Source organism: Pallidibacillus thermolactis (genome assembly GCF_025660415.1).
GTDB lineage: Bacteria > Bacillota > Bacilli > Bacillales > Caldibacillaceae > Pallidibacillus > Pallidibacillus thermolactis.
The window spans coordinates 14,544-38,812 of the sequence record NZ_JAOUSE010000019.1 but is presented as its reverse complement, the minus strand read 5'-3'; the positions used below and the strand labels follow the sequence as shown (position 1 = coordinate 38,812).

At 36.0% G+C, this 24,269-nt stretch carries 20 protein-coding genes and 1 other annotated feature; of the genes, 5 read left to right on the top strand and 15 right to left on the bottom strand.

The window, feature by feature from the left end:
• Window positions 1-162: 162 nt before the first annotated feature.
• Window positions 163-1,221 (bottom strand): zinc-dependent alcohol dehydrogenase family protein, encoded by a 1,059-nt coding sequence (locus OEV82_RS07960; protein WP_173658699.1) that lies wholly within the window; start codon window positions 1,219-1,221, stop codon window positions 163-165.
• A 218-nt stretch (window positions 1,222-1,439) separates the two neighbouring features.
• Window positions 1,440-2,702, bottom strand: a complete 1,263-nt coding sequence (tyrS, locus tag OEV82_RS07955) for a tyrosine--tRNA ligase (RefSeq protein ID WP_263061530.1) — start codon at window positions 2,700-2,702, stop codon at window positions 1,440-1,442.
• Window positions 2,703-2,777: 75 nt separating this feature from the next.
• Window positions 2,778-3,000, bottom strand: a binding site (T-box leader).
• A gap of 215 nt (window positions 3,001-3,215) precedes the next feature.
• Between tyrS and OEV82_RS07950 the strand changes: the two genes are divergently transcribed.
• The 4 genes from OEV82_RS07950 to OEV82_RS07935 all read left to right on the top strand — a co-directional run bounded on the left by OEV82_RS07950 (window position 3,216) and on the right by OEV82_RS07935 (window position 8,894).
• Complete coding sequence (locus tag OEV82_RS07950; protein WP_263061529.1) at window positions 3,216-6,161, top strand: transglycosylase domain-containing protein; 2,946 nt, start codon at window positions 3,216-3,218, stop codon at window positions 6,159-6,161.
• Window positions 6,162-6,445: 284 nt separating this feature from the next.
• A complete protein-coding gene (locus tag OEV82_RS07945) occupies window positions 6,446-7,078 on the top strand; it encodes a GNAT family N-acetyltransferase (protein ID WP_263061528.1) in 633 nt (210 codons plus the stop codon).
• A gap of 17 nt (window positions 7,079-7,095) precedes the next feature.
• Window positions 7,096-7,740: a CBS and ACT domain-containing protein gene (locus OEV82_RS07940; RefSeq protein WP_173657807.1), complete on the top strand. Its 645-nt coding sequence runs from the start codon at window positions 7,096-7,098 to the stop codon at window positions 7,738-7,740.
• Complete coding sequence (locus OEV82_RS07935) at window positions 7,737-8,894, top strand: acetoin utilization protein AcuC (protein ID WP_263061527.1); 1,158 nt, start codon at window positions 7,737-7,739, stop codon at window positions 8,892-8,894. The genes OEV82_RS07940 and OEV82_RS07935 overlap by 4 nt, the downstream gene beginning before the upstream one ends.
• Window positions 8,895-8,922: 28 nt before the next feature.
• Here OEV82_RS07935 and motS read toward each other — a convergent pair whose 3' ends face one another.
• From motS to ccpA, 3 genes are read right to left on the bottom strand one after another with little or no spacing between them, the layout of a single operon-like run.
• The gene (gene motS, locus OEV82_RS07930) at window positions 8,923-9,699 is read right to left on the bottom strand and encodes a flagellar motor protein MotS (protein ID WP_173658552.1); all 777 of its coding nucleotides are present in this window, start codon (window positions 9,697-9,699) and stop codon (window positions 8,923-8,925) included.
• A 3-nt stretch (window positions 9,700-9,702) separates the two neighbouring features.
• On the bottom strand, window positions 9,703-10,506 hold the full coding sequence (gene motP / locus OEV82_RS07925) for a flagellar motor protein MotP (protein WP_173658551.1): 804 nt from the start codon (window positions 10,504-10,506) through the stop codon (window positions 9,703-9,705).
• A 59-nt stretch (window positions 10,507-10,565) separates the two neighbouring features.
• A complete protein-coding gene (gene ccpA / locus OEV82_RS07920; RefSeq protein ID WP_173658550.1) occupies window positions 10,566-11,573 on the bottom strand; it encodes a catabolite control protein A in 1,008 nt (335 codons plus the stop codon).
• A 455-nt stretch (window positions 11,574-12,028) separates the two neighbouring features.
• Between ccpA and pilM the strand changes: the two genes are divergently transcribed.
• Window positions 12,029-14,188, top strand: a complete 2,160-nt coding sequence (gene pilM, locus OEV82_RS07915; protein ID WP_263061526.1) for a pilus assembly protein PilM — start codon at window positions 12,029-12,031, stop codon at window positions 14,186-14,188.
• Window positions 14,189-14,210: 22 nt separating this feature from the next.
• On the opposite strand, the gene OEV82_RS07910 is transcribed toward pilM, so the two are convergent.
• From OEV82_RS07910 to OEV82_RS07865, 10 genes are all read right to left on the bottom strand, one after another.
• Window positions 14,211-15,731 (bottom strand): FAD-dependent oxidoreductase, encoded by a 1,521-nt coding sequence (locus tag OEV82_RS07910; protein ID WP_173658548.1) that lies wholly within the window; start codon window positions 15,729-15,731, stop codon window positions 14,211-14,213.
• 99 nt (window positions 15,732-15,830) lie between these two features.
• On the bottom strand, window positions 15,831-16,967 hold the full coding sequence (locus tag OEV82_RS07905; protein WP_407672754.1) for an ABC transporter substrate-binding protein: 1,137 nt from the start codon (window positions 16,965-16,967) through the stop codon (window positions 15,831-15,833).
• A 66-nt stretch (window positions 16,968-17,033) separates the two neighbouring features.
• The gene (locus OEV82_RS07900; RefSeq protein WP_173658547.1) at window positions 17,034-17,741 is read right to left on the bottom strand and encodes an ABC transporter ATP-binding protein; all 708 of its coding nucleotides are present in this window, start codon (window positions 17,739-17,741) and stop codon (window positions 17,034-17,036) included.
• Entirely contained in the window at window positions 17,734-18,498 is a 765-nt protein-coding gene (locus OEV82_RS07895; RefSeq protein WP_173658546.1) for an ABC transporter ATP-binding protein, read from the bottom strand. The genes OEV82_RS07900 and OEV82_RS07895 overlap by 8 nt, the downstream gene beginning before the upstream one ends.
• A gap of 14 nt (window positions 18,499-18,512) precedes the next feature.
• A complete protein-coding gene (locus OEV82_RS07890) occupies window positions 18,513-19,496 on the bottom strand; it encodes a branched-chain amino acid ABC transporter permease (RefSeq protein ID WP_263061525.1) in 984 nt (327 codons plus the stop codon).
• Window positions 19,493-20,359, bottom strand: a complete 867-nt coding sequence (locus OEV82_RS07885; protein ID WP_173658553.1) for a branched-chain amino acid ABC transporter permease — start codon at window positions 20,357-20,359, stop codon at window positions 19,493-19,495. The genes OEV82_RS07890 and OEV82_RS07885 overlap by 4 nt, the downstream gene beginning before the upstream one ends.
• A 12-nt stretch (window positions 20,360-20,371) precedes the next feature.
• Window positions 20,372-21,097, bottom strand: a complete 726-nt coding sequence (locus OEV82_RS07880; RefSeq protein ID WP_173658544.1) for a 2-phosphosulfolactate phosphatase — start codon at window positions 21,095-21,097, stop codon at window positions 20,372-20,374.
• Between the two features lie 47 nt (window positions 21,098-21,144).
• A complete protein-coding gene (locus OEV82_RS07875) occupies window positions 21,145-22,209 on the bottom strand; it encodes a phosphotransferase family protein (protein WP_317634309.1) in 1,065 nt (354 codons plus the stop codon).
• 65 nt (window positions 22,210-22,274) lie between these two features.
• Entirely contained in the window at window positions 22,275-23,444 is a 1,170-nt protein-coding gene (locus OEV82_RS07870; RefSeq protein WP_173660107.1) for a thiolase family protein, read from the bottom strand.
• A gap of 42 nt (window positions 23,445-23,486) precedes the next feature.
• The gene (locus tag OEV82_RS07865) at window positions 23,487-24,260 is read right to left on the bottom strand and encodes an SDR family oxidoreductase (RefSeq protein ID WP_173660109.1); all 774 of its coding nucleotides are present in this window, start codon (window positions 24,258-24,260) and stop codon (window positions 23,487-23,489) included.
• Window positions 24,261-24,269: the final 9 nt, after the last annotated feature.

Here is a 24,269-nt window from a genome sequence, read left to right as displayed (position 1 = left end):
TTACGCTACCGCTTCCGGCACAAAAGCTTTGTTTCTTTGATTGTAATCATGCAGAAAAAAGGTGAAGCATGTACGTAGCGCCGCCATTTTCACTGCAAAATATTCTATTTTATTCTTTTTGGATTATCCCTAAAGTACTGATAAATAGCATAACTAGAAATATTATTCAAACTTTGTAATAACATTAAATCCTTTTGTTTTATATTGATTCATACTTTCAAAAACCTCACTTACATTGCTCAAACTGACCTTCCGTTCCACTAAACGGCTTGGATTGAGTCGACCAGAAGCGATTAAGTCTAATAATCCACGGTAATCAGGATGTGGATTGCCCAAGCTTCCGACAAATTCAATTTCAGATGACGTAATGAAGTCAACTGGTAAATCGACCATCCCTTGTTCATCCGATGTTGTTAAACCAATCTGAACATGGCGACCACCCTTACGTAGAGAGAAAACGGAGTTTTGGATCGTCTCTTTAATTCCAAGTGCATCTAGACTCACATGGGCACCACCTTTTGTAATTTCACGGATGGCCGAAGGAGCATCTACTTTTTTTGCATTGACAGTAGCAACCGCTCCCTCTCTTTCGGCAAGCTCTAATTTTCCATCATCGATATCTACAGCGATCACTTGTGCACCGATCGCATTTGCTACTTGAATGGCAGAAAGGCCAACGCCACCTGCACCATATACCGCAACCCAATCACCAGGCTGTACGTTCCCTCTTAAAACACCATGATACCCAGTCATATAACGGCAACCCGCTGCAGCAGCTGTAACACTATCTACATTTTCTGGTAATTGAATTAAATTAAATTCAGCATTTGGAATCAAAATATACTCAGCATAGGCTCCTTCCAATCCATTAACCATGCCATAAACTCGAATATTTACACAAAGATTAGAATTCCCCTTTTTACAATACTCACAATGACCGCAAGCCCAATGAAACGGAGCAGTTACACGATCCCCTACTTTAAATGATTGAACATTTGCACCAAGTTTCTCGATAACACCTCCGAATTCATGACCTGGGGTAATGGGTAACTCAGGCGACAATCCAATCCATGAAAAATCTCCGTGCCAAGAATGCCAGTCTGAACGACAAATGCCACAGGCTTCAACTTTAACAAGGGCATCATTTGGACCTGGTTCAGGCTTTGGTACATCTCGAATAACAACAGGTTCCCTATACTTTGTAATTTTCACTGCTTTCATAACGTTAATCCCACTCCTTTTTTGGGTTTTTTATGTAACACAAAATACTTCATGTAAAAAAGAAAACGCATGCAAAAAATGATACGTTTTTTTAATGTCTTACTAAAAATATACTACATTATTTTCTGAATATATATAATTTTTGTAAAATATTTCTTTTTTGTGTACAAAAAAAGTGCCCGGCCATAAAGCCAAGCACTTAAAAAGGTTACATTAATTTAGCTATGTTTGATAAGGAAATATTTTTTCTTTCCTCTACGTATGACTGTATATTTCCCTTCAATTTTATCTTCGCTACTTAAAATGTATTGAAGATCCGTTTTTCTGTCACCATTAATGTAGATTGCACCATTTTGAATATCTTCTCTCGCTTGTCGTTTTGATGGTGAAATTTTTGCATTTACAAGTAGATCAACTAAACCGATTGTCTCATCGTTATTAATATAAGACGGCACATCTTTAAACCCTTGTTCAATTTCTGTTGCCGATAGTTCTCGAATTTCGCCGTTAAATAAAGCATCCGAGATCCGAATAGCTTGTTGTAAAGCTTCTTCACCATGAACAAGTTTTGTAACATCTTCTGCTAATGCCTTTTGTGCAAGACGTTTTTCTGGAACTTCTTCAGTCGCTTTTTCTAATTCTAAAATTTCTTCATGCGATAAGAAAGTAAAGTATTTTAAATACTTCACTACATCGCGATCATCGGTATTAATCCAGAATTGGTAAAACTCATATGGAGTTGTTTTTTCTGGATCTAACCAAACAGCATTACCTTCAGATTTACCAAATTTCGTTCCGTCTGCTTTCGTCACAAGTGGGACAGTTAAACCAAAGGCTTTAGCATCATCGCCTTTTGTTTTTCTAATAAGTTCGAGACCAGCTGTGATATTTCCCCATTGGTCACTTCCACCAACTTGAAGGCGAACATTTTCTGTCTCATATAATTTTAAGAAATCTAGTGATTGTAAAATCTGGTAGCTGAACTCGGTAAAGGAAATTCCTGTTTCTAAACGAGACTGAACGGAATCTTTAGCAAGCATGTAGTTTAAACCAAAATGTTTACCAACATCCCGTAAGAAAGAAATCACATCCATTTTGCTTATCCAGTCGTAGTTATTCGCCATAATGGCTGGATTTTCATTCGTATCAAAATCAAGAAATTGGGATAATTGATTTTGAATACTTTTCACCCACCCTGCTACTACTTCAACTGAATTTAGAGTTCTTTCTGTTTTTCGACCACTCGGGTCCCCAATTAAACCTGTTGCACCACCGACAAGAGCGACCGGTTGATGACCAGCAAGTTGAAAACGACGTAGCATTAAAATTGGAAGTAAGTGGCCAATGTGTAAACTATCTGCCGTTGGATCAAAACCTACATATAATTTTACTTTTTCTTCATTTAATAACTTTCTCAACCCTTCTTCATCTGTCATTTGGTTAATTAACCCTCGAAACTGTAAATCTTCTAACAATTCCATTTGTATTCTCCTTTTCCATTTTTATTAAAAACGATAAATTAATTCCTAATGCAAAAAGTCCCTTCGAACACTGTTCGAAGGGACGAATAATCGCGGTACCACCCTACTTGAGGATTATTAAATCCTCCACTCAATTAGTTAACGGTTTTCCGTTCACTGCTACTTTTCCACTACAGATGGTGTTCACAGTGAAAGCTCAAGGATGTAATTCGTTTTTCTATTTGTACTAGCTTGCACCAACCGCCAGCTCTCTGAAAACAGGGATAGAAAAACTACTATATCCTCTCATAGCTATAGTTTATGTAATTAATACCATATTTTTACCATACTCATGAATGGATGTCAAATACCATACTAATATTATATTGAAATTATTTCTATTCTACAACAAAAGTCGACATAAACTATGATGAAATGAACATTTTTGCAAATATCATAAAAATTTAGTCGAAAAATTAAATATTCTTATTCTATACTATGCTATAATGTATGTGTTTTAAAGGAGGGCTGTGAATGCGACTGAAAGAATATTGGGATCGTTTAATAAAAAAACTCGCTCCACTAAAAGAGAAATTATATCCCATTTACGAGAAAACAAAACCTGTAAGAGAAGCTTTATTTAACGAAAAAACGGCAAAAGCTTTTCGAATAACATATGATGTTGTTTGGAATCTTATATTAATTTTTATTATTGTTCTTGTCTTAGGTGTGTCTCTTGTACTTGGAGTTGGAGCAGGATATTTTGCATCCCTAGTAAAAGATGAATATCCACGGTCTTATGAAGAAATGAAAAAGGATATTTATAATTACGAGGAACAGTCTGAATTGTATTTTGCCGGTAATATTCATCTCGGTGATCTCCGTTCAGACATTGTCCGTGAAGGGATTAAAATAGAGGATGTTTCACAGCATGTAATTAATGGTATTATTGCTGTTGAAGATGAAAATTTCTTTACACATAATGGCGTTGTACCAAAAGCGGTGTTTCGCGCCCTTTTCCAAGAACTTACAAATGCATCGACTCAAACAGGTGGTAGTACACTAACCCAACAATTAGTGAAAAACCAAATTTTAACGAACGAAGTATCCTTTGAAAGGAAAGCAAAAGAAATCTTACTTGCCTTACGTTTAGAAAAATTCTTTTCAAAAGAAGAAATATTAGAAGCCTATTTAAATTCAACAACGTTTGGCCGAAATTCGAATGGACGAAATATAGCAGGTATACAAGCTGCCAGTAAAGGGATCTTTGGAGTTGACGCAAAAGACTTAAATATTGCCCAAGCAGCTTATATTGCTGGTTTACCTCAAAGTCCATCCGCTTATACACCTTTTACGAATAAAGGAACGCTAAAAAGCAAAGAAGGTTTGGCTCCCGGATTAAATCGGCAAAAATATGTATTACAACGTATGCTAGAAGAAGGTTATATTTCTAAACAAGAATATGAGGATGCAAAGAGCTATGATATCGTAGCAGATTTTATTCCACCGCAAGAAGAAAAAATCGATAAGTATAAATATTTAACACAAGAAGCTGAAAATCGCGCCATTCAAATTTTAATGCAATTCCATTATGAAAAAGATGGTTACACAAAAGAAGCTGTTGAAACAAGTAAAGTGCTTAGAGAACGTTATTCAGCTCTTGCTTATCGAGACTTACGTCAAAACGGCTATAAAATTTATACAACCATTGATAAAGAAGTATACGATAAATTCCAAGAAGTGACGAAAGAATTCGGTAAAAACTTCCCCACCCAAACAATTGAAAGGGATGGAGAAAAAGTTGAAGTTCCACTTGGAGTTGCATCTATGTTAATGGAAAACAAAACAGGGCGAATTATCGCCTTTTCCGGTGGAATTGATTTTGAAAAACAAAACCAAAACCATGCTACACAGTCGGTTCGCTCAAACGGTTCTACAATGAAACCGCTACTTGTTTATGGTCCAGCCTTTGATATGGGATTAGCTGCACCTGGGACACCATTGGCTGATGTTGATTTAGGAATTAGAAACCAGAATGGTAAAGTTTGGCCAAATAACATTACAAATCGATATTATGGACTGGTATCCGCAAGAACGGCCCTTACACATTCCTATAACGTTTCAGCCGTTTATCTATATAAACGAATTTTGCATACGAATCCTGTAGAAAATTATTTAGAAAAATTAGGCATAACTTCTCTAGCAGATGTCGATTATACAAATGAATCAATGGCCTTAGGGGCTTTACACCACGGTATTACCGTAGAAGAAAATACAAACGCTTTTGCAGCTTTTGGGAATCATGGACAATTCACTGATTCATATATGATTGAAAAAATTGAAGATAAAGATGGTAATGTCATCTACGAACATAAAGTGAAACCTGTAGAAGTATTTTCACCACAAGCTGCCTATTTAACTGTTGATGTCATGCGAGATGTGGTCAAAAATGGAACGGCAAGATCAATCCCGGGACAACTAAATGTATCTATGGATTTAGCGGGTAAAACCGGTACATCGACAAACAATTACGATAAATGGTTTGTTGGCTTAAATCCAAATGTAACATTAGGTGTTTGGGTAGGATTTGAAAAACAACAGCCAGTTCCATCTTCCGTTCGCCATTTAAATTATTGGGCAGATTTAATGAATGCCACCGTTTCTTTAAAACCGGATCTAGTTGGAGTAAATGACCGTTTTGAACAACCTAAAGGGATTGTTCGTAAATCATATTGTCAAATATCAGGCATGTTACCATCCAAGGCATGCTCTAGCGCTGGATTAGTCAAAACGGATTTATTTATTGACAAATATGCACCTACCAAAACAGATGATACTTTATCAAGTGGCGGTAAATATGTTGAAATTAATGGCAAACGTTTTTTAGCTTTGGATTCAACACCAAGTGAATTTACAAAATCAGGTGTCTTAATAAACCCTGATTATATCGATCGAATGAGTGAAGGACTTCCAAAACGGATCAGCCCATCTGAATTATTTTTAAATAACAGTTTAGCGAATGTGCTTGTAGCAGATGCTAAACTTGCTGAAAATGGAAAAATTCCATCTGCCCCAAATATATCAATATCTGGAAAGACTATTTCCTGGAAAAAACATGGGGAAGATGATGTAGTAGGTTACAGAGTTTATGAAGTAGTCAACGGAAAAAAAGGGTCAAAATTAGCAAGCATTCCTGCTAGAGAAACTTTATCATATACTATTCCTAAATTTGGTACATTTGCTGTCACTGCAGTTGATATTGCCGGTCAGGAATCTTCACTATCCAATCCTGTAAAAAATAACAGGATACCAGACAAAGTAGACGATATTATCGATGATATAAGTAGTAGCGTCGAAGGATTCATTGAAAACCTTACATCTCAATCTAAAGATAAAAATAAAGATGAAAATGAGAGTGAAAACGAAAAACCGAATGAAAATATAAAAGAAGAAAGAGAAGAACAGGGGAACCTTTCTTAAGGGAACCCCCTGTTTTTTTAATGAAATCCATTTACACTATTTCAGTGATCCTAATTTTTAGCTAGGGAAATTTGCCACCGCTTCTTCTTAGCCCCCTTTCATTATGATCATAAAGATTATTACACGGTCTTATCCCCCTCTTCCTTTCGTACGTACAAACTGTCATCTGTTTATTTCACAAATTTGTATAAATTATAAGAAATCATATCGTTCACTTTATTTATAATCTAAATAGATACATTTATCTGACCGATCGTATGCTAAACATGTAAGGTGGTGTAGTGTTGAAACATAACAAAACTTACTATCGTATAGATTACAATACAAAAAAAGGAACGATGATTATTGAAGGACCTGTTCAATCGGAAGTCCTTAAAAATTTGGATTTTCACGAAGGATTAGTTGCCTTTAGACTACCGAAAGAACAAAAAAAAGCCCTCGTTGAAATTGCCTCGTTTGAAGAAGGTCGAATCATTATTGCAAGAGATGCAGAAACCGTTATCGGTTATGCAACTTTTCTTTATCCAGATCCATTAGAAAGTTGGTCAGAAGGGAATATGGATAATTTACTCGAATTAGGTGCTGTAGAAGTTGCTGCTCCCTATCGTGGACTTTCGATCGGAAAGAATCTTCTAAAAGTAGCCATGATGGATGATGCAATGGAAGATTATATTATCATTTCAACAGAATACTACTGGCATTGGGATTTAAAAGGGACAGGGTTAAACATTTGGGAATATAGAAAAATGATGGAAAAAATGATGAAAGCCGGTGGTCTCGAATGGTGTGCAACAGATGATCCGGAAATTTGTTCACATCCGGCCAACTGTTTAATGGTACGAATCGGGAAACGAGTGGATCAACAATCCGTTGAACAATTTGATCGATTAAGGTTTAGACATCATTTTTTGTTCTAAAAAAAGGGGGAACCTATATGCTTGTTGAAGAAATCATGCATCGGAAAGTATATACATTAAGTTGTAAACATACCATTAAGGATGCTTGCCAATTAATTGAGTTAAAACGAATTCGACATATTCCTATTGTCGATCAACATCATCATTTATTAGGTATTGTTTCTGATCGAGATATTCGTTCTGCCATCCCCTCCATCTTTTCAAAAGACTCTACTGAAGAATATAGCAAACCGTTAGATTTAATTATGACGAAAAATGTCATCACAATTCATCCACTTGATTTTGTAGAAGAAGTATCCACGCTTTTTTTTCAAAATCAAATCGGTTGTTTACCAGTGGTCGAAAATGAGAAATTAGTTGGCATAATCACAGATACTGATGTTTTAAAAACCTTTGTTGAATTGACAGGTGTCAATAAACCAGGTTCACAAATTGAAGTAAGGGTCCCCGATACCCCTGGTGTATTGGTCGATTTATTACAAACCATTCGTCAATTTCAAGTAAATATAGAAAGTGTACTCGTTTATCCCGATAAAGCGAATTCAAAACATAAAATTATCGTGATTCGTGTTGGTACTATTCATCCCGGGCCGATCGCACAAACTTTAACAGAAAACCATTATGACATCGTTTGGCCCAGCATTCAGAGGTTTTCATTATGAGTACACAAGCAGTATACGTTTATTCAGACAAACTGTTAACATATAAATTTCACCAACACCATCCCTTTAATCAAAAACGCCTTCAATTAACGTTAGATTTACTTCAAAAAATGAAGGCGATTTCACATGAACATATCATTCCACCAAGAATGGCTACTGATGAAGATTTAACATTATTTCATGATATAAGTTTGATCGATACCGTAAAAAAAGCGAGTAAACAACTTCTAACCAGGGAACAAGCTTTGCAATTTGGATTGGGAACTGAGGATACCCCCATTTTTCCGAATATGCACGAAGCAAGTTCTTTAATCGTCGGTGGAACTCTTACAGCTGTTGATTCTGTGATGGAAAAAAGAAGCAAATATGCACTTCATTTAGGGGGTGGGCTACATCACGGCTTTCAAAGAAGAGTATCGGGGTTTTGTATATATAATGATTGTGCAATAGCATTAAAATATATTCGTCAAAAATATCAAGCACGCGTTTTATATATTGACACGGATGCTCATCACGGTGATGGTGTACAATGGGCTTTTTATGATGATCCAAATGTTTGCACATTGTCCATCCATGAAACGGGTCGTTATTTATTTCCTGGAACTGGGAATACGTATGAACGGGGATCTGGCTTAGGTTACGGTTATTCCTTTAACATTCCTCTCGACGCTTTCACTGAAGATGAATCATGGCTTGAAATATACCGAAATGCTGTTATAAAAGTGGCGGAATATTTCAAACCGGATGTCATTCTGACACAAAATGGCGCAGATGCTCATTACTATGACCCACTGACACATTTATCAACAACGATGAACATTTATTATGAAATTCCTAAATTAGCGAAACAAATTGCTGATGCATATTGTGATGGGCGATGGATTGCAGTCGGCGGTGGCGGGTATGATATTTGGCGAGTAGTACCTCGAGCATGGTCCTTAATATGGCTATATATGACTGAACAAGAAGCAAAAGCAAGTGGAGCACTTCCATTAGCATGGATTAAAAATTGGCAAAAAGAAGCCCCTGTTGAATTACCGAGCAAGTGGAAAGATCCAGACCATCTATATCCGGCAATACCGCGAAAAAAAGAAATTGAAGAAAAAAATTTACGTTCTTTAGCAAATGCCTTGCAAATGATTCAAAATGTTTAATAGAAAAAAAGGGGATGCTTCCCCTTTTTTATTTTGCTTCATTAGGTAAGTTTTCCCCTTCATGATTACTAGTGTAAAATGGGTCAAGAATAACAATTTCCACACGGCGATTCTTAGCCCAATTTTCTGGTCCATCATTTGGAACGATTGGTCTAGTATCACTATAACCCGTTGCAATAAAACGTGTAGGATCGATTTCATGTTCCTCAACAAAATACCGAATAACACTTGCTGCTCTGGCTGAAGATAATTCCCAATTAGAAGGATAACGAGAATTATGAATCGGACGATTATCTGTATGACCTTCTACCCTTACGACATTTGGAATTTCTTTCATTAAGTTTGCGACATGGTCTAAAAATGGCAAGGCTTCTTCTATAATATTAGCTTCTCCAGTTTCAAATAAGACTTGTTCAGGTAAAACTAAGACAATTCCACGTTCATTCCTAGTTACGATGACGATATCCTCAAGTCCATTTTTTTTGATAAAGTGATTGACTTCTGATATCAGTCTCTTTAATTGTTCATCCATTTTTGATTGTTCATCATCAAATGTATCCTCATTTAAATCATCATCAATAATGGTGTTCGGTGTTTGTTCAAAAGGTATGGAGGACGGATTAAAATCAAAAATGGCACGTTCGCGGAAAGATTGGGCAAGTGCCTCAAATTTTTCTTTATCAATTTGAGACATTCCGAATAATAGTACAAAAAATACTAAGATCAGCGTTACTAAATCAGAATACGTAACCATCCATGCTGGTGCACCTTTTTTCGGGGGCTTTTGACGTTTTTTTAACCTCATTTGTTAAGCCCCCTTCTTCTCAATTTGTGTATCGTCTTCATTTTTGTTTTGTTCAGATATAAATGCAGTTAACTTTTCACTTAACAATTTTGGATTTTGACCAGATTGAATACCAATAATACCTTCGATAATCATTTGTTTAGTAAACACTTCTTTTTCTGTTTTTTCTTCTAATTTAGCTGCCATAGGATTAAAGAATAAATTAGCTAAAAGAGAACCATACAAGGTTGTAAGTAATGCTATTGCCATCTTTGGGCCTAAGGATGAAGGTTCATTCAAGTCATTTAACATCAATACGAGTCCGATTAACGTACCAATCATCCCCCAAGCTGGTGCAAACTCTCCTGCTCTTTCCAATAAACTTCTTCCTTTACGATGACGTTCTTCCATGGCTGCAATATCTGCATTCATAATCTCAATTACAACATCCGGTTCAATTCCATCAATGGCCAGTAATATACCTTTTTTAATAAACTTATCATCTAACTGTTCTACTTCAGCTTCTAATGATAGTAAACCTTCTCTTCTTGCTTTTTCACTCAACCGTATAAAAAGTTCAATGAGTTCTCTTAAATTATAATCATCATGAGAAAATGCTTGCTTAATCACAACAAACATTTTCTTCATTTCTTTTAATGGAAAGCTAATAAATAATGCAGCGATGACGCCACCCAAAACAATAATAATGGATGATATATCAATAAATTGTACAAATCCATTTAATCCGGTTTCTGAAATAACCCCGAATATAAATACGGCTAAACCACCGATGATTCCAATTGGAGTTAAAAGATCTAGTCTTTTCATTATATATCTCCCGCTTTTATAAAGGTTTTGATATTCTATCCTTTATATCGGCACGGGCGTTATTTTGTTGAGTTCCTAAATTCAAAACGGTGCGGAAGATTTACAACATGTTCAGAAACTTCTTCTTTTTTCATATACTTCGTTAAAAGCCGCATGGCTACCGCACCAATATCATATAAAGGTTGTACAATTGAAGTTAATTGTGGACGTACCATGACTGATAAGCGTGTGTTATTGGCCGCAAGAACTTCAAAATCATCTGGAATGGAAAAACCGTTATCTTGTAAACCATGAACAATTCCAACAGCCATTTCATCTGTAGCTACACAAATGGCTGTTGGTTTATCATCAAGTTTGATAATTTTTTCAGCGGCTTCAATACCAGAATCGTACGTATAATCTCCTTCCAGTACATAGTTTTCATTCAATTTAATACCAGCTTCTTCTAGAGCCTTTTTATACCCATTAAATTTTTTCACACCATTTATTGGCTCTTCTAATGTTCCAAACAAATATGCAATTTTTTCATGTCCATGCTCGATAAAATATTTCGTTGCATCATAGGCTGCCTTTTCATAATCAATGTTTACCGCAGGAATTTTACCTGTTTCTTCAATTGATCCCGCCAATACAATAGGCACAGAGGATTTTTCAAATTCTGCCACATGTTCTTTCGTTACATTTCCACTCATAAAAATAATCCCATCAACTTGTTTACCAAGCATCGTATTTAATAAATGGAATTCTTTGTCTTTATTTTGGTCAGAGTTACTCAAAATAATATTATAGTTATACATCGTCGCTATATCTTCGATACCACGTGCTAATTCAGAAAAGAAGGCGCTGGATATATCTGGAATAATAACACCTACAGTAGTTGTTCGCTTACTTGCAAGTCCTCGTGCAACAGCATTTGGACGATATCCTAAACGTTCGATAACTTCCAACACCTTTTTTCTTGTAGCTGGTTTTACATTTGGATTACCATTCACTACTCGTGAAACAGTTGCCATTGAGACATTCGCTTCTCTTGCGACATCATAAATTGTAATATTTTGTCCTTGCATCACCGACACTCCTTTAATTCAGCAATTTTTATCCAAATAGAATGTAAATGAACATATTTTTTGCTTTCAAAAAATACTGTTATTGTTTATATTTTACACTTTTTACTTTATGAATTCTTTTATTTAGCAAATTATTAAAGATTTTTTAAAAACTCTTCTAAAATCAATTATATTGTAAAAATTCCCTTCTGTCTTTGCTACAAAAGGGAATAATTTTCATTATAGCATATCTTGGAAAAAATACTATTTTAGTGCCATCATATCATAAGATGTACAAATAAAATTTAATAGATAAAAGTACTACTATAAAATATTCCTAATCTACTAACGTATTGAAACAGAACTTTATAATACCTTAAAAATATGGTAAATTTCAACTATAAAATCATTCTAAATAAAAGGATAAATAAGATTATTGACCTATGATTTTCAGTAATTTAAAGAAGGTGTTTCGTTTGAATGAAAAAAAGCAAATATTTGCGCTAGATATAGGGACTAGAACGGTTGTCGGTATAATCCTTGAAGAAGTTAAAAATAAAAAAGTAATAAAAAAAATTGTATCTGAAGAACATACCGAACGGGCCATGCTTGATGGACAAATACATGATGTTTCTGCTGTAAGTCAGATTATTCAAAAGGTAAAAGAAAAAATGGAAAGCGAATTTGGGACATTAACAAGAGTAAGTGTAGCAGCTGCTGGACGTTCTTTAAAGACAGAACAGGCGAAAGCACATTTACCGATACGTGGACGAATTTTACAAAAGGAAGATATAACTCATCTAGAATTAATGGCGGTACAAATTGCAGAGCAACAAATGAAAGAAAAATATAAAGATGTGAATACCGAGTATTTTTGTGTAGGATATTCGGTTCTATATTACTACTTAAATGGTGAAAAAATCGGTAATTTAATAGATCAAAAGGGTGAAGAAGCAGCAGTTGAAATTATTGCGACCTTTTTACCTAAAATTGTTGTAGATTCATTGACAATGGCCATTAACCGTAGCAACTTGGAAATAGACGCCTTGACACTGGAACCGATTGCCGCCATTCATGTTCTTATTCCTCCTTCTATGCGGCGGTTAAATGTTGCTCTTGTTGATATAGGTGCAGGAACTTCGGATATTGCCATTACTGATAAAGGAACGATTGTCAACTATGGCATGGTACCAATTGCCGGCGATGAAATTACCGAAGCCATTAGTGATCAATTTTTATTAGATTTCCCTTTAGCCGAAAAAGCAAAAGTTCAATTATCTTGTAGTAATAAAATTGTCATCCAAGACATTTTAGGATTTGAAACGACGTTAACCCGTGATGAAGTGGTCGAAGCAATTTCCCCATCGATCAATTCCCTTGCAAAGCATATTGCTAATGAAATTGTTCAGTTAAATGGTTTAAAGGCGCCAAAGGCAGTAATGTTAATCGGTGGTGGCAGCTTAACCCCAAATCTTGCAGACCGAATTGCTGCTGAATTAAACTTACCAAAAAATCGTGTCGCTATCAGAGGGATAGATGCTGTACAAAATATCGACTTTGATACCGATGGAAATTACGGTCCTGAACTTATTACACCGGTTGGAATTGCCATCAATGCAAACGAAAAACCGATTCAGTATAAAACAGTCCATGTCAATGATATTCCTGTTCGTCTTTTTGAATTAAAACCGTTAACAGTTGGAGAATGTCTACTTCAAGCAGGTATTCAAATGAGGCAATTATATGGAAAACCAGGTTTGGCTAAAATTATTATGATTAACGGAAAAAGTATGACATTAAGTGGACAATTAGGTTCTCCACCTATCTTAAAGAAAAATGGGCTCGATTGTTCGATTGATGATATGATTTCTGATGGAGATAAAATCATAGCATTACGTGGGAAAGACGGAAAAGAGGCAGAACTTACGATTCAAGATCTACTCGAAAATCAAAACAACACGGTTATCATTGATAGTAAATCTTATAACTATAAACCTAAAATTCTTGTTCATAATAAACTAGTCAATACAGATTACAAAGTTAGAGATAGAGACGAAATCACAATCCAAGAACCTTCGACTATAAAAGAATTGTTATCATTACTAGGTCTGTCGAAAAAAATGAAAAAAATAAAACCTTTTCGCATTCAGATTAATAATCAAGAAATACATATACCATCCTTTGCTGGTAAAGTAATAAAAAATAATCGTGAAGTACCTTTAAATAGTCCGATAAAAAATGGGGACATCCTTCAATTGGTTGAAACGTACGAACCGACGTTAGAAGAATTAGCTAACACACAAAATTGGCAAATGGAATATTCCATTCCAATCACTTTTAATGGACAAGATGTGATTTTACGAGAAGAGAGAACAAAAGTATACAAAAACGATCAAGTGTTAAGACCGGATGAGAAAATTTCAAATGGTGATCAATTAAGAGTGGAACATCACAAGTTACAACCTTTTATTTTTCAAGATATTTTTCGGTTTGTAGAATTTCAAATCCCGAAAGAAACAGGAGATTATAACATTTTTATTAATGGTCATAAAGCAAGCTTTGATCATCCGATCCAGCCGGGAGATCGTCTAGAAATTAAATGGCTCATAGAAAGCAAACATTTAGGGGCTGAATAAAGCCCCCTTTTCTATCGATCATTTATTCATCCGTCAGTAACTTCAATGGTTTTTCAGCTGGACCTTCGACAACATCACCATTGATAGCGAATCGCGAACCGTGACACGGACAATCCCAAGTGCGTTCACCACTATTCCACTCTACCTCGCATCCCATATGAGTACACGTTGTATCTACAATATATAATTGTCCTCTTTCATCTTTATATGCTCCAGCCCTTTTTCCTCGATATTTGACAACAGCACCTTCATCATTTTGTAAATCCTCTATTTTCTTTGGAGGATTCTCGATTTTTCCTTGCACTAATTGTTTCGCTACATTCGCATTCTCTTGTAGAAAATGTTTAACCGATGGATCCGATTTAAACCTTGATGGAGTGTATAAATCGATAAAAGGATTTTCCTTTCCAAGAATTATATCCCGGAACATTTGAGCTGCGACGGTACCATGAGTCATTCCCCATTTTCTAAATCCTGTCGCAACAAGTATATTTCGGTTCGTATTTGTCACATAACCGATGTATGGGACTTTATCTAATGTTGTATAATCTTGGGCACTCCAACGATAGACAATCTCTTTAACACCAAAAGTATTTTCCGCATACGTTTTTAAGTTTTCGAAATGTTTCATCGTTGAAACACCTTGTCCCGTTTTATGGTGATCTCCACTGAATAAGATTAACTTTTTTCCTTCATAAGGAGTATAACGAATCGATCTCGTTGGGTTTTCTGCATTGATATACATTCCACCGGTAAACTCTTTTTCCGTTAAGGCCGCTACCACATAGGAACGTTCTGGATGCATACGAGCAAAATAAAAACCCTCATCGTGAAATGGAAAGTGGGAACAACTTAAAACATATGTACATTGAATTGTATGTCCATTCTGCATTAATACTTTCGGTTTATCACCTAATTCTACTTTTAATGCGGTGGAGTTTTCGTATATTTGACATCCTTTCTCTTTTAACTCTTCAACAAGGACATGTAAATATTTTAAGGGATGAAATTGAGCTTGATCATTCATAACAAGGGCAGCATTAATAGAAAACGGCAACGGACTAGTATCAACCATTCTTCCAGGAATATTCAACTTTTCATATGCTTTTAATTCTTTTTCTAGATTCGTAATTTCTTCCTCTGACTGGGTAAAAACATAAGCATCCTCAATGGCTAAATCACAATTTATTTGATGTTTATTGATGATTTTTTGAACAAACTTAATGGCTTCTGTATTTGCTTGATAATATAGCTTTGCCTTTTCTTCACCAAAATGTTGAATAAGTTCATCATAAAACAATCCATGTTGTGCTGTTAATTTTGCTGTCGTATTTCCCGTTGTTCCGCTCATTAATCGGTCAGCTTCAACTAATGCAACCGTTAAACCTTCTTGTATGAGTAAATAAGCGGAAGTTACACCGGTAATACCGCCACCAATGATGGCAACATCTACTTGTAAATCCTTATCTAATGATGGAAAAGTTGGAAATGTAACCTGCTCTTTCCAAAAGGATATCGGCATTTTGGGAAGTTCTTGCTTCATCGAATATCTCTCCTTCAAAAAGACTTTTTTCCAACATTTTTCCCTTTTGAAGGAGAGACTATTCAAGAATTTATACATAAACTAGATTAACGTTTCTGTTTATTCATCCACTTTAATTTGGACTATTTCACCATTTTCAACAGCTGCAACCCTCATTTGTTGTACGAATCCACCCGTTTCGTCTATTTTTTCATAAATATATACTTGCTTATCTTCTGGTAAAGCCTCCACACCATCTTGAATGTGTGCATAGATTTTCTCCACATCTTCAACAGTGCCAGCAGCTTTCATTGCTTCAACAAATATAAATAGAGACATATAATGGTACCCGGATTCGGACCCTGGGTCTTCCTTGTATTTTTCACGATATTTTTCTATAAACTGTGGTGTACCTGGAAAATCAGAATATATTAATGGGGTAACACCGACAGCCCCCTCAAATAATTCATAGGACCCACCAGTTATTGTTTTCATCTCATCCAGCTTTGCTTGATCCATGATAATAAATCCACCTTCAAACCCTAATTCCCTAGCTTGTTGTGCTAGTTTCGCTGTGGGTTCAGAAGGTCCACCAATAAACAGTACATCTGGATTATGTTCTAGAGCATTCGTTAAAATTGTGAAAAAATCCGTATCCTTTGAAAAGTCAACCGAAGCTTTATGAACAACCTCTCCTCCTGCAGATTCCCAATGGGGTAGTAATGCATTTGCCCAATCTTGTCCATATTGTGTGACAGGAGGTATCGAAGCAAGCCTCGTTCCAAAACGCTCCTTGGCATAGTCTGTAAATGGTTCAAGATATCCGTGGTAGCTTGGCGGAATACGGACAGTTAATGTATTCCCTTGTTCTGTGATAGCAGGTTCACTAGAGTATCCACCAATGATAAATCCCTCTTGTTCATTAAATACTTGCATCGCCATAATGCCTCCACTGTGAGGAGAATAAATAATTGGCGTTTGATGTTCCTGGACTAAACGTTGGGCATTCGCAGCTGTTTCATTTGGTAAATATTTATCATCAAGTGACTCCAATTGTAACGTATAAATTTCTCCATTTACTTCAAATCCGCCGTTTTCATTAATTTCTTCAACCGCCATTTGTAATCCTCGTAATGTCTTTTCTCCATAAGTTGCAGCGGCACCGCTCAACGGACCCGTATATCCTATTGTAACGACATTACTAGCAGAATTTCCTCCACTTCCCTGTGCACATGCTCCTAATAAAAGCATGACCATAAGAAGAACACAAGACAAAAAGCGTTTTCTCACAGATAAATACCTCCTTATCAATTGATTCTTTTTCTAGGCTCCAATATATGCCTTTCTAACTTCTTCATTTGCAAATAACTCTTCGGCACTACCTTCCACAACAATTTTTCCATTCTCATAAACATATCCGCGATTCGCAATGCTTAAAGCAGCATTGGCATTTTGTTCTGCAAGTAAAACTGTTGTACCTTCTTTATTGATTTGCTGAATACTCTTAAACATTTGTTCAACAATTAATGGAGCAAGACCAATGGATGGTTCATCTAGAAGCATTAATTTCGGTCTCGCCATCAGTGCTCTACCAATAGCCAGCATCTGTTGTTGACCACCGCTAAGCGATCCAGCAAGATCATTTCTTTTATTGTAAAGAACAGGAAATAAGTCATATACTTTTTGCATCGTTTCTTTCTTTTGTTGTTTTCTTTTTCGATGGACAAAGCCACCTAAATTTAAATTCTCTTGAACTGTCATGTCAGGGAAAAGTTTTCGGTCTTCAGCACAATGTGCAATCCCCAACTCTACAATCTTATTGGCTGGTATTCTACTTATTTCTAAACCTTCAAACATAATTTGTCCAGAAGATCGTGAATGCAGACCTGAAATTGTTCGAAACGTCGTTGTTTTGCCTGCACCATTTGCGCCTAATAAAACAACAATTTCTCCTTCTTTTATTCTTAAATTCACATCACGAATGGCTGCATAATTTCCAAACTTTGCAGTTACATTTTTTAATTCAAGCACTGACACTTCCTCCTAAATATGCTTTTATTACTTGTTCATTATTTTGTATTTCTTGAGGCGTGCCTTCGGCAATTTTTTCACCATAATTTAATACCATTATTTTTTCTGCTAACTGCATCACCATCTGCATTTTATGTTCAATTAGACAAACGGTAATACCATCTCTTGCCATCTCAATGATTAACTCAGAAAGTTTATCTGTTTCGTCTGGATTGATACCGGCTGTCGGTTCATCGAGAAACACTAATTCGGGATCCGTTGCGAGAGCTAACGCAAAAGCAGTACGCTTTTTTTCCTCTTGTGAAATGTTTGCTACTACTTGGTCAGCCACATCCAATAATCCTGTAAACTTTAATACTTCCAATGCTTTTTCTTTACTTTCTTCCTCTTCCCTTTTGTATCGTGGTGTGTGGAACAGTGCATCAAACATATTTGTTTTCGTTCGCAATCGATGACCAACGACTACATTTTCAAATACACTTGCTTTTTCAAATAATGTTGTAGTTTGAAAGGTACGTGAAATACCGAGTTTTGCAATTTTATTAGCCGGCAACCCGGTAATATCTTGATGTTTAAAGAAAATTTTTCCAGAGGAAGGTTTTAACATGCCACTTATAAGGTTAAAAAAGGTGGATTTCCCAGCGCCATTTGGGCCGATAATCGCGTTAATCTTTCCTTTTTCTATGGTATAATCAACCTCTTTAACGGCAATTAAACCACCAAATCTTTTCGTCAGTTTTTTCACTTCAAGAAACAATTAACATCCCTCCTTTATGCCTCTTTTTTCGTTTCTATAGGAATCGAAACTTTTCTCATTTTCCTTTTAACGGTTAAATGTTTAAAGAAACCCGTAATACCGTTTGGTGAAAATATTATAATGAGTGTTAACAGTGGTCCAAATACGAACATACGGTAATCTTCTAAAAACTGTAGGGATTGAGATGTCCATACAATTAATAATGTTCCAATAATTGGACCAGCAAAGGTCCCAATTCCACCCACAATCAGATAGGTTAACATATCAAACATAATAATCGTTGAACTGATTTCTGGACCGAGGAAACGAATAAAAATAGCATATAAAGCACCTGCTAAACCAGCAAAAAAAGTAGATAATACAAAGGAGAGTAATTTATTAGCTGTTGTAGAAATTCCTAAAGATAAAGCTAAATCTTCGCTATTTCGAATAGCAATAAAGGTTCTTCCTACAAGAGAATTTACAATTCGATAGATAATGAAGATACTGAGAAGTAACATGATAAATAGAAAGTAATAACGATTAACAGGATTTGATAATTCAATTGGACCAATATTTGGAATTGGTGGAATCCCTATTAGACCACGAACACCACCTGTTAAACTTTCCCATTTATCTATAAGTAAATAAATGATGTAACCAACACATAGTGTGTAAATGGCAAAAAAATGTTCTTTCGTTCGGAGAGCAAAAATGCCTATGAGTAAACCAATAGCCATTGTAATAATAGGGGATAAAATAAAAGCAAGCCAAAATCCCATCCCTGCCTTCGTTGTCAATATCCCCATGGCATAAGCACCAATGGCAAAAAAACCGGCATGAGCTAATGATAAATACCCTGTAAATCCTGCTACTAAATTCAGTCCGTATACAGCTATGATCCAAATAAATGATAGGGACATAATGTAAATGTAATATTGATTAGGAACGATGAACGGGAAGAGTACTGCTAATAAAATCAAGATGATAATGATCATTCGTTTATTTAGAATGCTCATCTTGTCTCCCCCCTTGTAAAGATTCCTTGTGGTTTGAAGGTTAGTATGATGATGAGTAATACAAAAGCAATAATGTCTTTATAGTCGTTCGATATATATGTAGCTCCTATTGCTTCTGTAAAACCTAGAATATAGCCTCCTAAAATTGCGCCAGGAATACTCCCCATTCCGCCAAGAATAATAATAACAAAGGCTTTTAAGATAACAAGATGTCCCATTCCTGGAAACACTAGATTAATTGGTGACGTTAATGAAGCGCCAATTGCAGCTAAACCGCCTGCTATAAAAAAAGTAACCATTGCAACTTTATTCGTATTGATCCCAACGAGAGCAGCACCGTCACGATTTTGAGCCATTGCCAGAATACTTGCACCCATATATGTCTTCTTTAAAAACAGCCATAATATAATCATGACAGCGACTGCAGTGATTACAATAATGATGCGCTGTAATGTAATGGTTAAACTACCAATCTCGATAATTTGATTAAAGGGGGTCGACATTTGCAAATAATGTGGTCCCCAAATAAGTTGAGCTAACGCCTCTAAGAAAAGTAGAATACCAATGGCAGCTACCTTATCTTGTATGGGCGGGGCATCACGTAACGGATAAAAGACGAGTCGCTCCATTAAGACACTTAAAAGACCGACAACGAAAATAGCTACTATAATCCCAATCACATAGTGTACACCAAAGGATGTCATCATCGTTAAAGTAATATAAGCACCTAACATATAAAGAGCCCCATGGGCGAAATTTGGAATATGCAATATGCCATAAACTAATGTTAAACCCAAGGCCACTAAACTATATATACTTCCAACCGTTAAACCATTAAATAACTGTTGAATGAAGGTTTCCAGAACGATCCCCCCTTAAGTAACCAGACTTACTTTATTCTTTAAAAACGGTACCACATCATACACATTTTTCTGTGTGATAAAATCAATTTCCTTTTCATATCCATGTTCAACCATCATGCGTCCCACCTTCGACTTTTTAAGCAATTCACTCGAATGTTCCATGCTATTTTTATAGATTAAGTAAGCAGTGAAAGCAGCATCCGTTAGATCCCAATGATTTTTTAATTGACATAAACATTCGATGAAATAACCGGCTCCATAAAAGTCTTCAACATTGAAACGACCAAAGGATCCTGCACAAACGAGCAAAATGGTTTCATCTTTATAAGTTTCGAGAATTTTTCCAGCCACTGCCTTTGCATTTAAAAGAGAGGAAGCATAAACCTTTTTAGCCCTACTTGCTTTTTTAATCGCAACGGTACCATTAGTTGTAGATAATATGACTGTCTTTCCCTTTACTTTACTCTTTAACATATGGGGGTAGGGATAAAGAAATCCTTCAATGATTTTTCCTCTATATTCACCAACTTTTAAGATCTCCTGACTATTTCGATTTTCAGCTTCACTGATTGCTTCCTCAAAATCTAATACGGGAATCACTTCTTTTGCACCATGAGCGAGCAACGTCGTAATTGTAGAAGTTGCTAATAAAATATCAAAAACAACAACAATTTTATTTTGATCTAATCTTTCTTGTTCAAGTTCTTCTTTTTTCAAAAGAACATGGATTTTTCCCATTCATAGCACCTCAAATGACAAATAAACGATAAGATATTATTCATAAATTAGAATTTTTTTGTCGTCAACTCTGCTGCGTACCATAGTAAATTTTTTACATATTGATTCATATTTCTAAATCTTTCATCCTTCGTTTGACCTTTTTTATATCTGTAAAAAATTTGTTGTACAATACCAGCTAATTTAAAAAAAGCAAAGGTTAAATAAAAGTTCATATGCTCCACATCACGTCCACTTTTTTTAGCGTAACTTTCTATAAATTCTCTTCTCGTCATAAATCCGGGCATCGTTGTTATTGCCCCCTTTTCATCCGGCCATTTTAACAACGAAGAGTCATTTTTTTCAATAATATAACTGACGGCAACCCCTAAATCTGCAAGCGGATCACCAACTGTTGTCATCTCCCAGTCAAACACACCTATAATTTCGTTTAATTTATAATCAAACATAATATTATTTAATTTAAAATCATAATGAATAATGGTTGGTTCCGTCGGTTTTGGTATATTTGATGTAAGCCACTTCTTCACTCTTTCCACCTGAGGTATGTCTTCTGTCTTTGCTAATTCGTAACGTTTAATCCAACCATATACTTGTCTTTCTAAAAAGCCTTCTGGTTTTGTCATGGTTACTAGCTTTGTATTTTTATAATCAATGCTGTGTAGTTGAACAAGAGTATCAACCATTTTTTGAGATAGCTGTCTACCCAATTGTTTTGTTGGAGTTATATTTTCTGGCATCTGTTCATCCAATACGATCCCTTTTTTTCGCTCCATTAAGAAAAATGGTCGACCAATCACCGATTCATCAGCTAATAAATATGGAGTTGGTGCTTGCGGGAAATATTGATGAATTTCTTTTAAAATGGTATATTCCCTTACCATATCATGTGCTTTTGGAGCAACAGGTCCGATTGGTGGCCTACGTAAAACAGCCTCCCATTTACCAATTTGAATTAAATAAGTCAAGTTAGAACGACCAGCCCGAAATTGTTTTATTTGAATAGGAACATCATCTGGAATATCCTTTAAATGCTTCTTAATAAAGGGAATGATTTTCTGTTCTTCCAATTCTTCACCTTCACGGATTGGTATCGTTTCTGTAATCATCATTCAACTCCCTCTTTATAATTCTGAAAATTCTGTAATATTTTTGCGCTATTATTTATGATTTGCTCTCAAGCCCGTTCAATGATCGTAGCGATTCCCTGTCCCCCGCCAATACAAGCCGTAATTAAAGCATATTGACCATCAGTGCGGTGTAATTCATATACAGCTTTTGTTATTAATATAGCACCTGTAGCTCCTAATGGATGGCCATGCGCAATTGCACCACCATTAACATTTACCTTTTCTAAATCCATATCTAACTCACGATTAACGGCGATCACTTGTGCAGCAAAAGCTTCATTCAGCTCAATTAAATCAAAATCATGTAAGCCTAATCCTGATTTGGCTAATACTTTACGCACTGCAGGAACAGGACCTATTCCCATAATATTTGGATCTACTCCAGCAACTGCCGTTTCCCGAATAACAGCTAATGGTTTTAATCCAAGTTCATTTGCTTTACTACTTGACATCACAACTAGAGCCGAAGCTGCATCATTTAATCCCGAACTATTTCCTGCCGTTACTGTTCCTCCTTCTATAAATGCAGGTGGAAGCTTCGCCAATGCTTCTAATGATGTATTGGGACGAGGATGTTCATCCTTTTTAAATATAATAGGCTCTCCTTTCCGTACTGGAACCGTAATCGGAACAATTTGCTCGTCAAAACGACCTTCTTCCATTGCAATTGCCATTTTTTGTTGACTTTTTAATGCAAATTCGTCCTGTTCTTCCCGCGTTATATTGTATTTTTTCACTAAATTTTCTGCCGTTATGCCCATAGGTGGATCGCCAATTTCCTTTGGCGATAATTGTGACTTACGAAATCGAGGTAGAGTTGAACTATATGGTTTTTCTGGTCGATCCATTAAATAAGGCGCACGACTCATACTTTCAGTACCACCTGCTATATATATGTCTCCTTCTCCAGCACGAATCGCTTGTGCAGCTAATGCAACAGCATTAATACCAGATCCACATTGCCGATCGACGGTTAAACCTGGTATATTGATCGATAAGCCCGTTTGCAACGCCGTTAACCGTGCAATATTACCACCACCACTTAATACATTACCGAAAATCACATCATCTACTTGTTCTGGGGCGATGTTTGCCCGTTTTACAGCTTCTTTTATAACCTCTGCACCAAAAACATGTGCTGGAACAGTTGCTAAAGACTGACCCTGCCTTGCAATGGCTGTCCGAACTGCCGATACGATAACCGCATCTCTACTCATTGTACATTCACCTTCCTTTTTTAAAACTACAAAACTATCTTTTTACCATGTAATTGCTCCACCGTCTACAACAATGGTTTCACCGGTAACAAAATCTGATGCTGGAGCTGCCAAGAATAGAGCAACACCTTTAATATCTTTATCCGTTCCATAACGTCCCAAAGGTGTACCTTCCAAAATTTTATCCCCATACCTTTCAAGAATAACGTTCGACATCTTTGTGGGGAAAAATCCGGGAGCAATTGCGTTTACATGAATATTATGTTGTCCCCACTTTGCCGCAAGATCTCTCGTAAAGTTGATAACTCCTGCTTTACTCGTGTTATAACCAATCGTATTCATTACATCTGGGTTCGAACCACGAAGTCCTGCTACTGAAGCAATATTAATAATTTTACCTGCCTTTTGTTCAATCATAATTTTCCCGACAGTCTGTGACATGAGAAATGTTCCAACTAAATTTACATTCAAAACCTTTTGAAAAGCTTCTAAAGGCATTTCTTCAACAGGTGCTCCCCATGTTGCACCACTGTTATTTACTAAAATATCAATTCTCCCAAACTTTTCCACCGTGGAATCAACAACATGTTTTACTTCCTCTGGATTGGTAATATCACACTTTAATGCGAAAGATTCAACGCCAAGTTGTTTTAATTTTTCACTCACTTCAATACAATTTTCAACTTTTCGTGAACAAACAACAACGTTTGCCCCCGCTTCCGCAAAAGCAGTAGCAATTTGTTCACCAAGCCCTCGGCCTCCACCTGTTACAATTGCCGTTTTTCCTTTTAAACTAAATAAGTCAGTGACATGCATCTCATCATC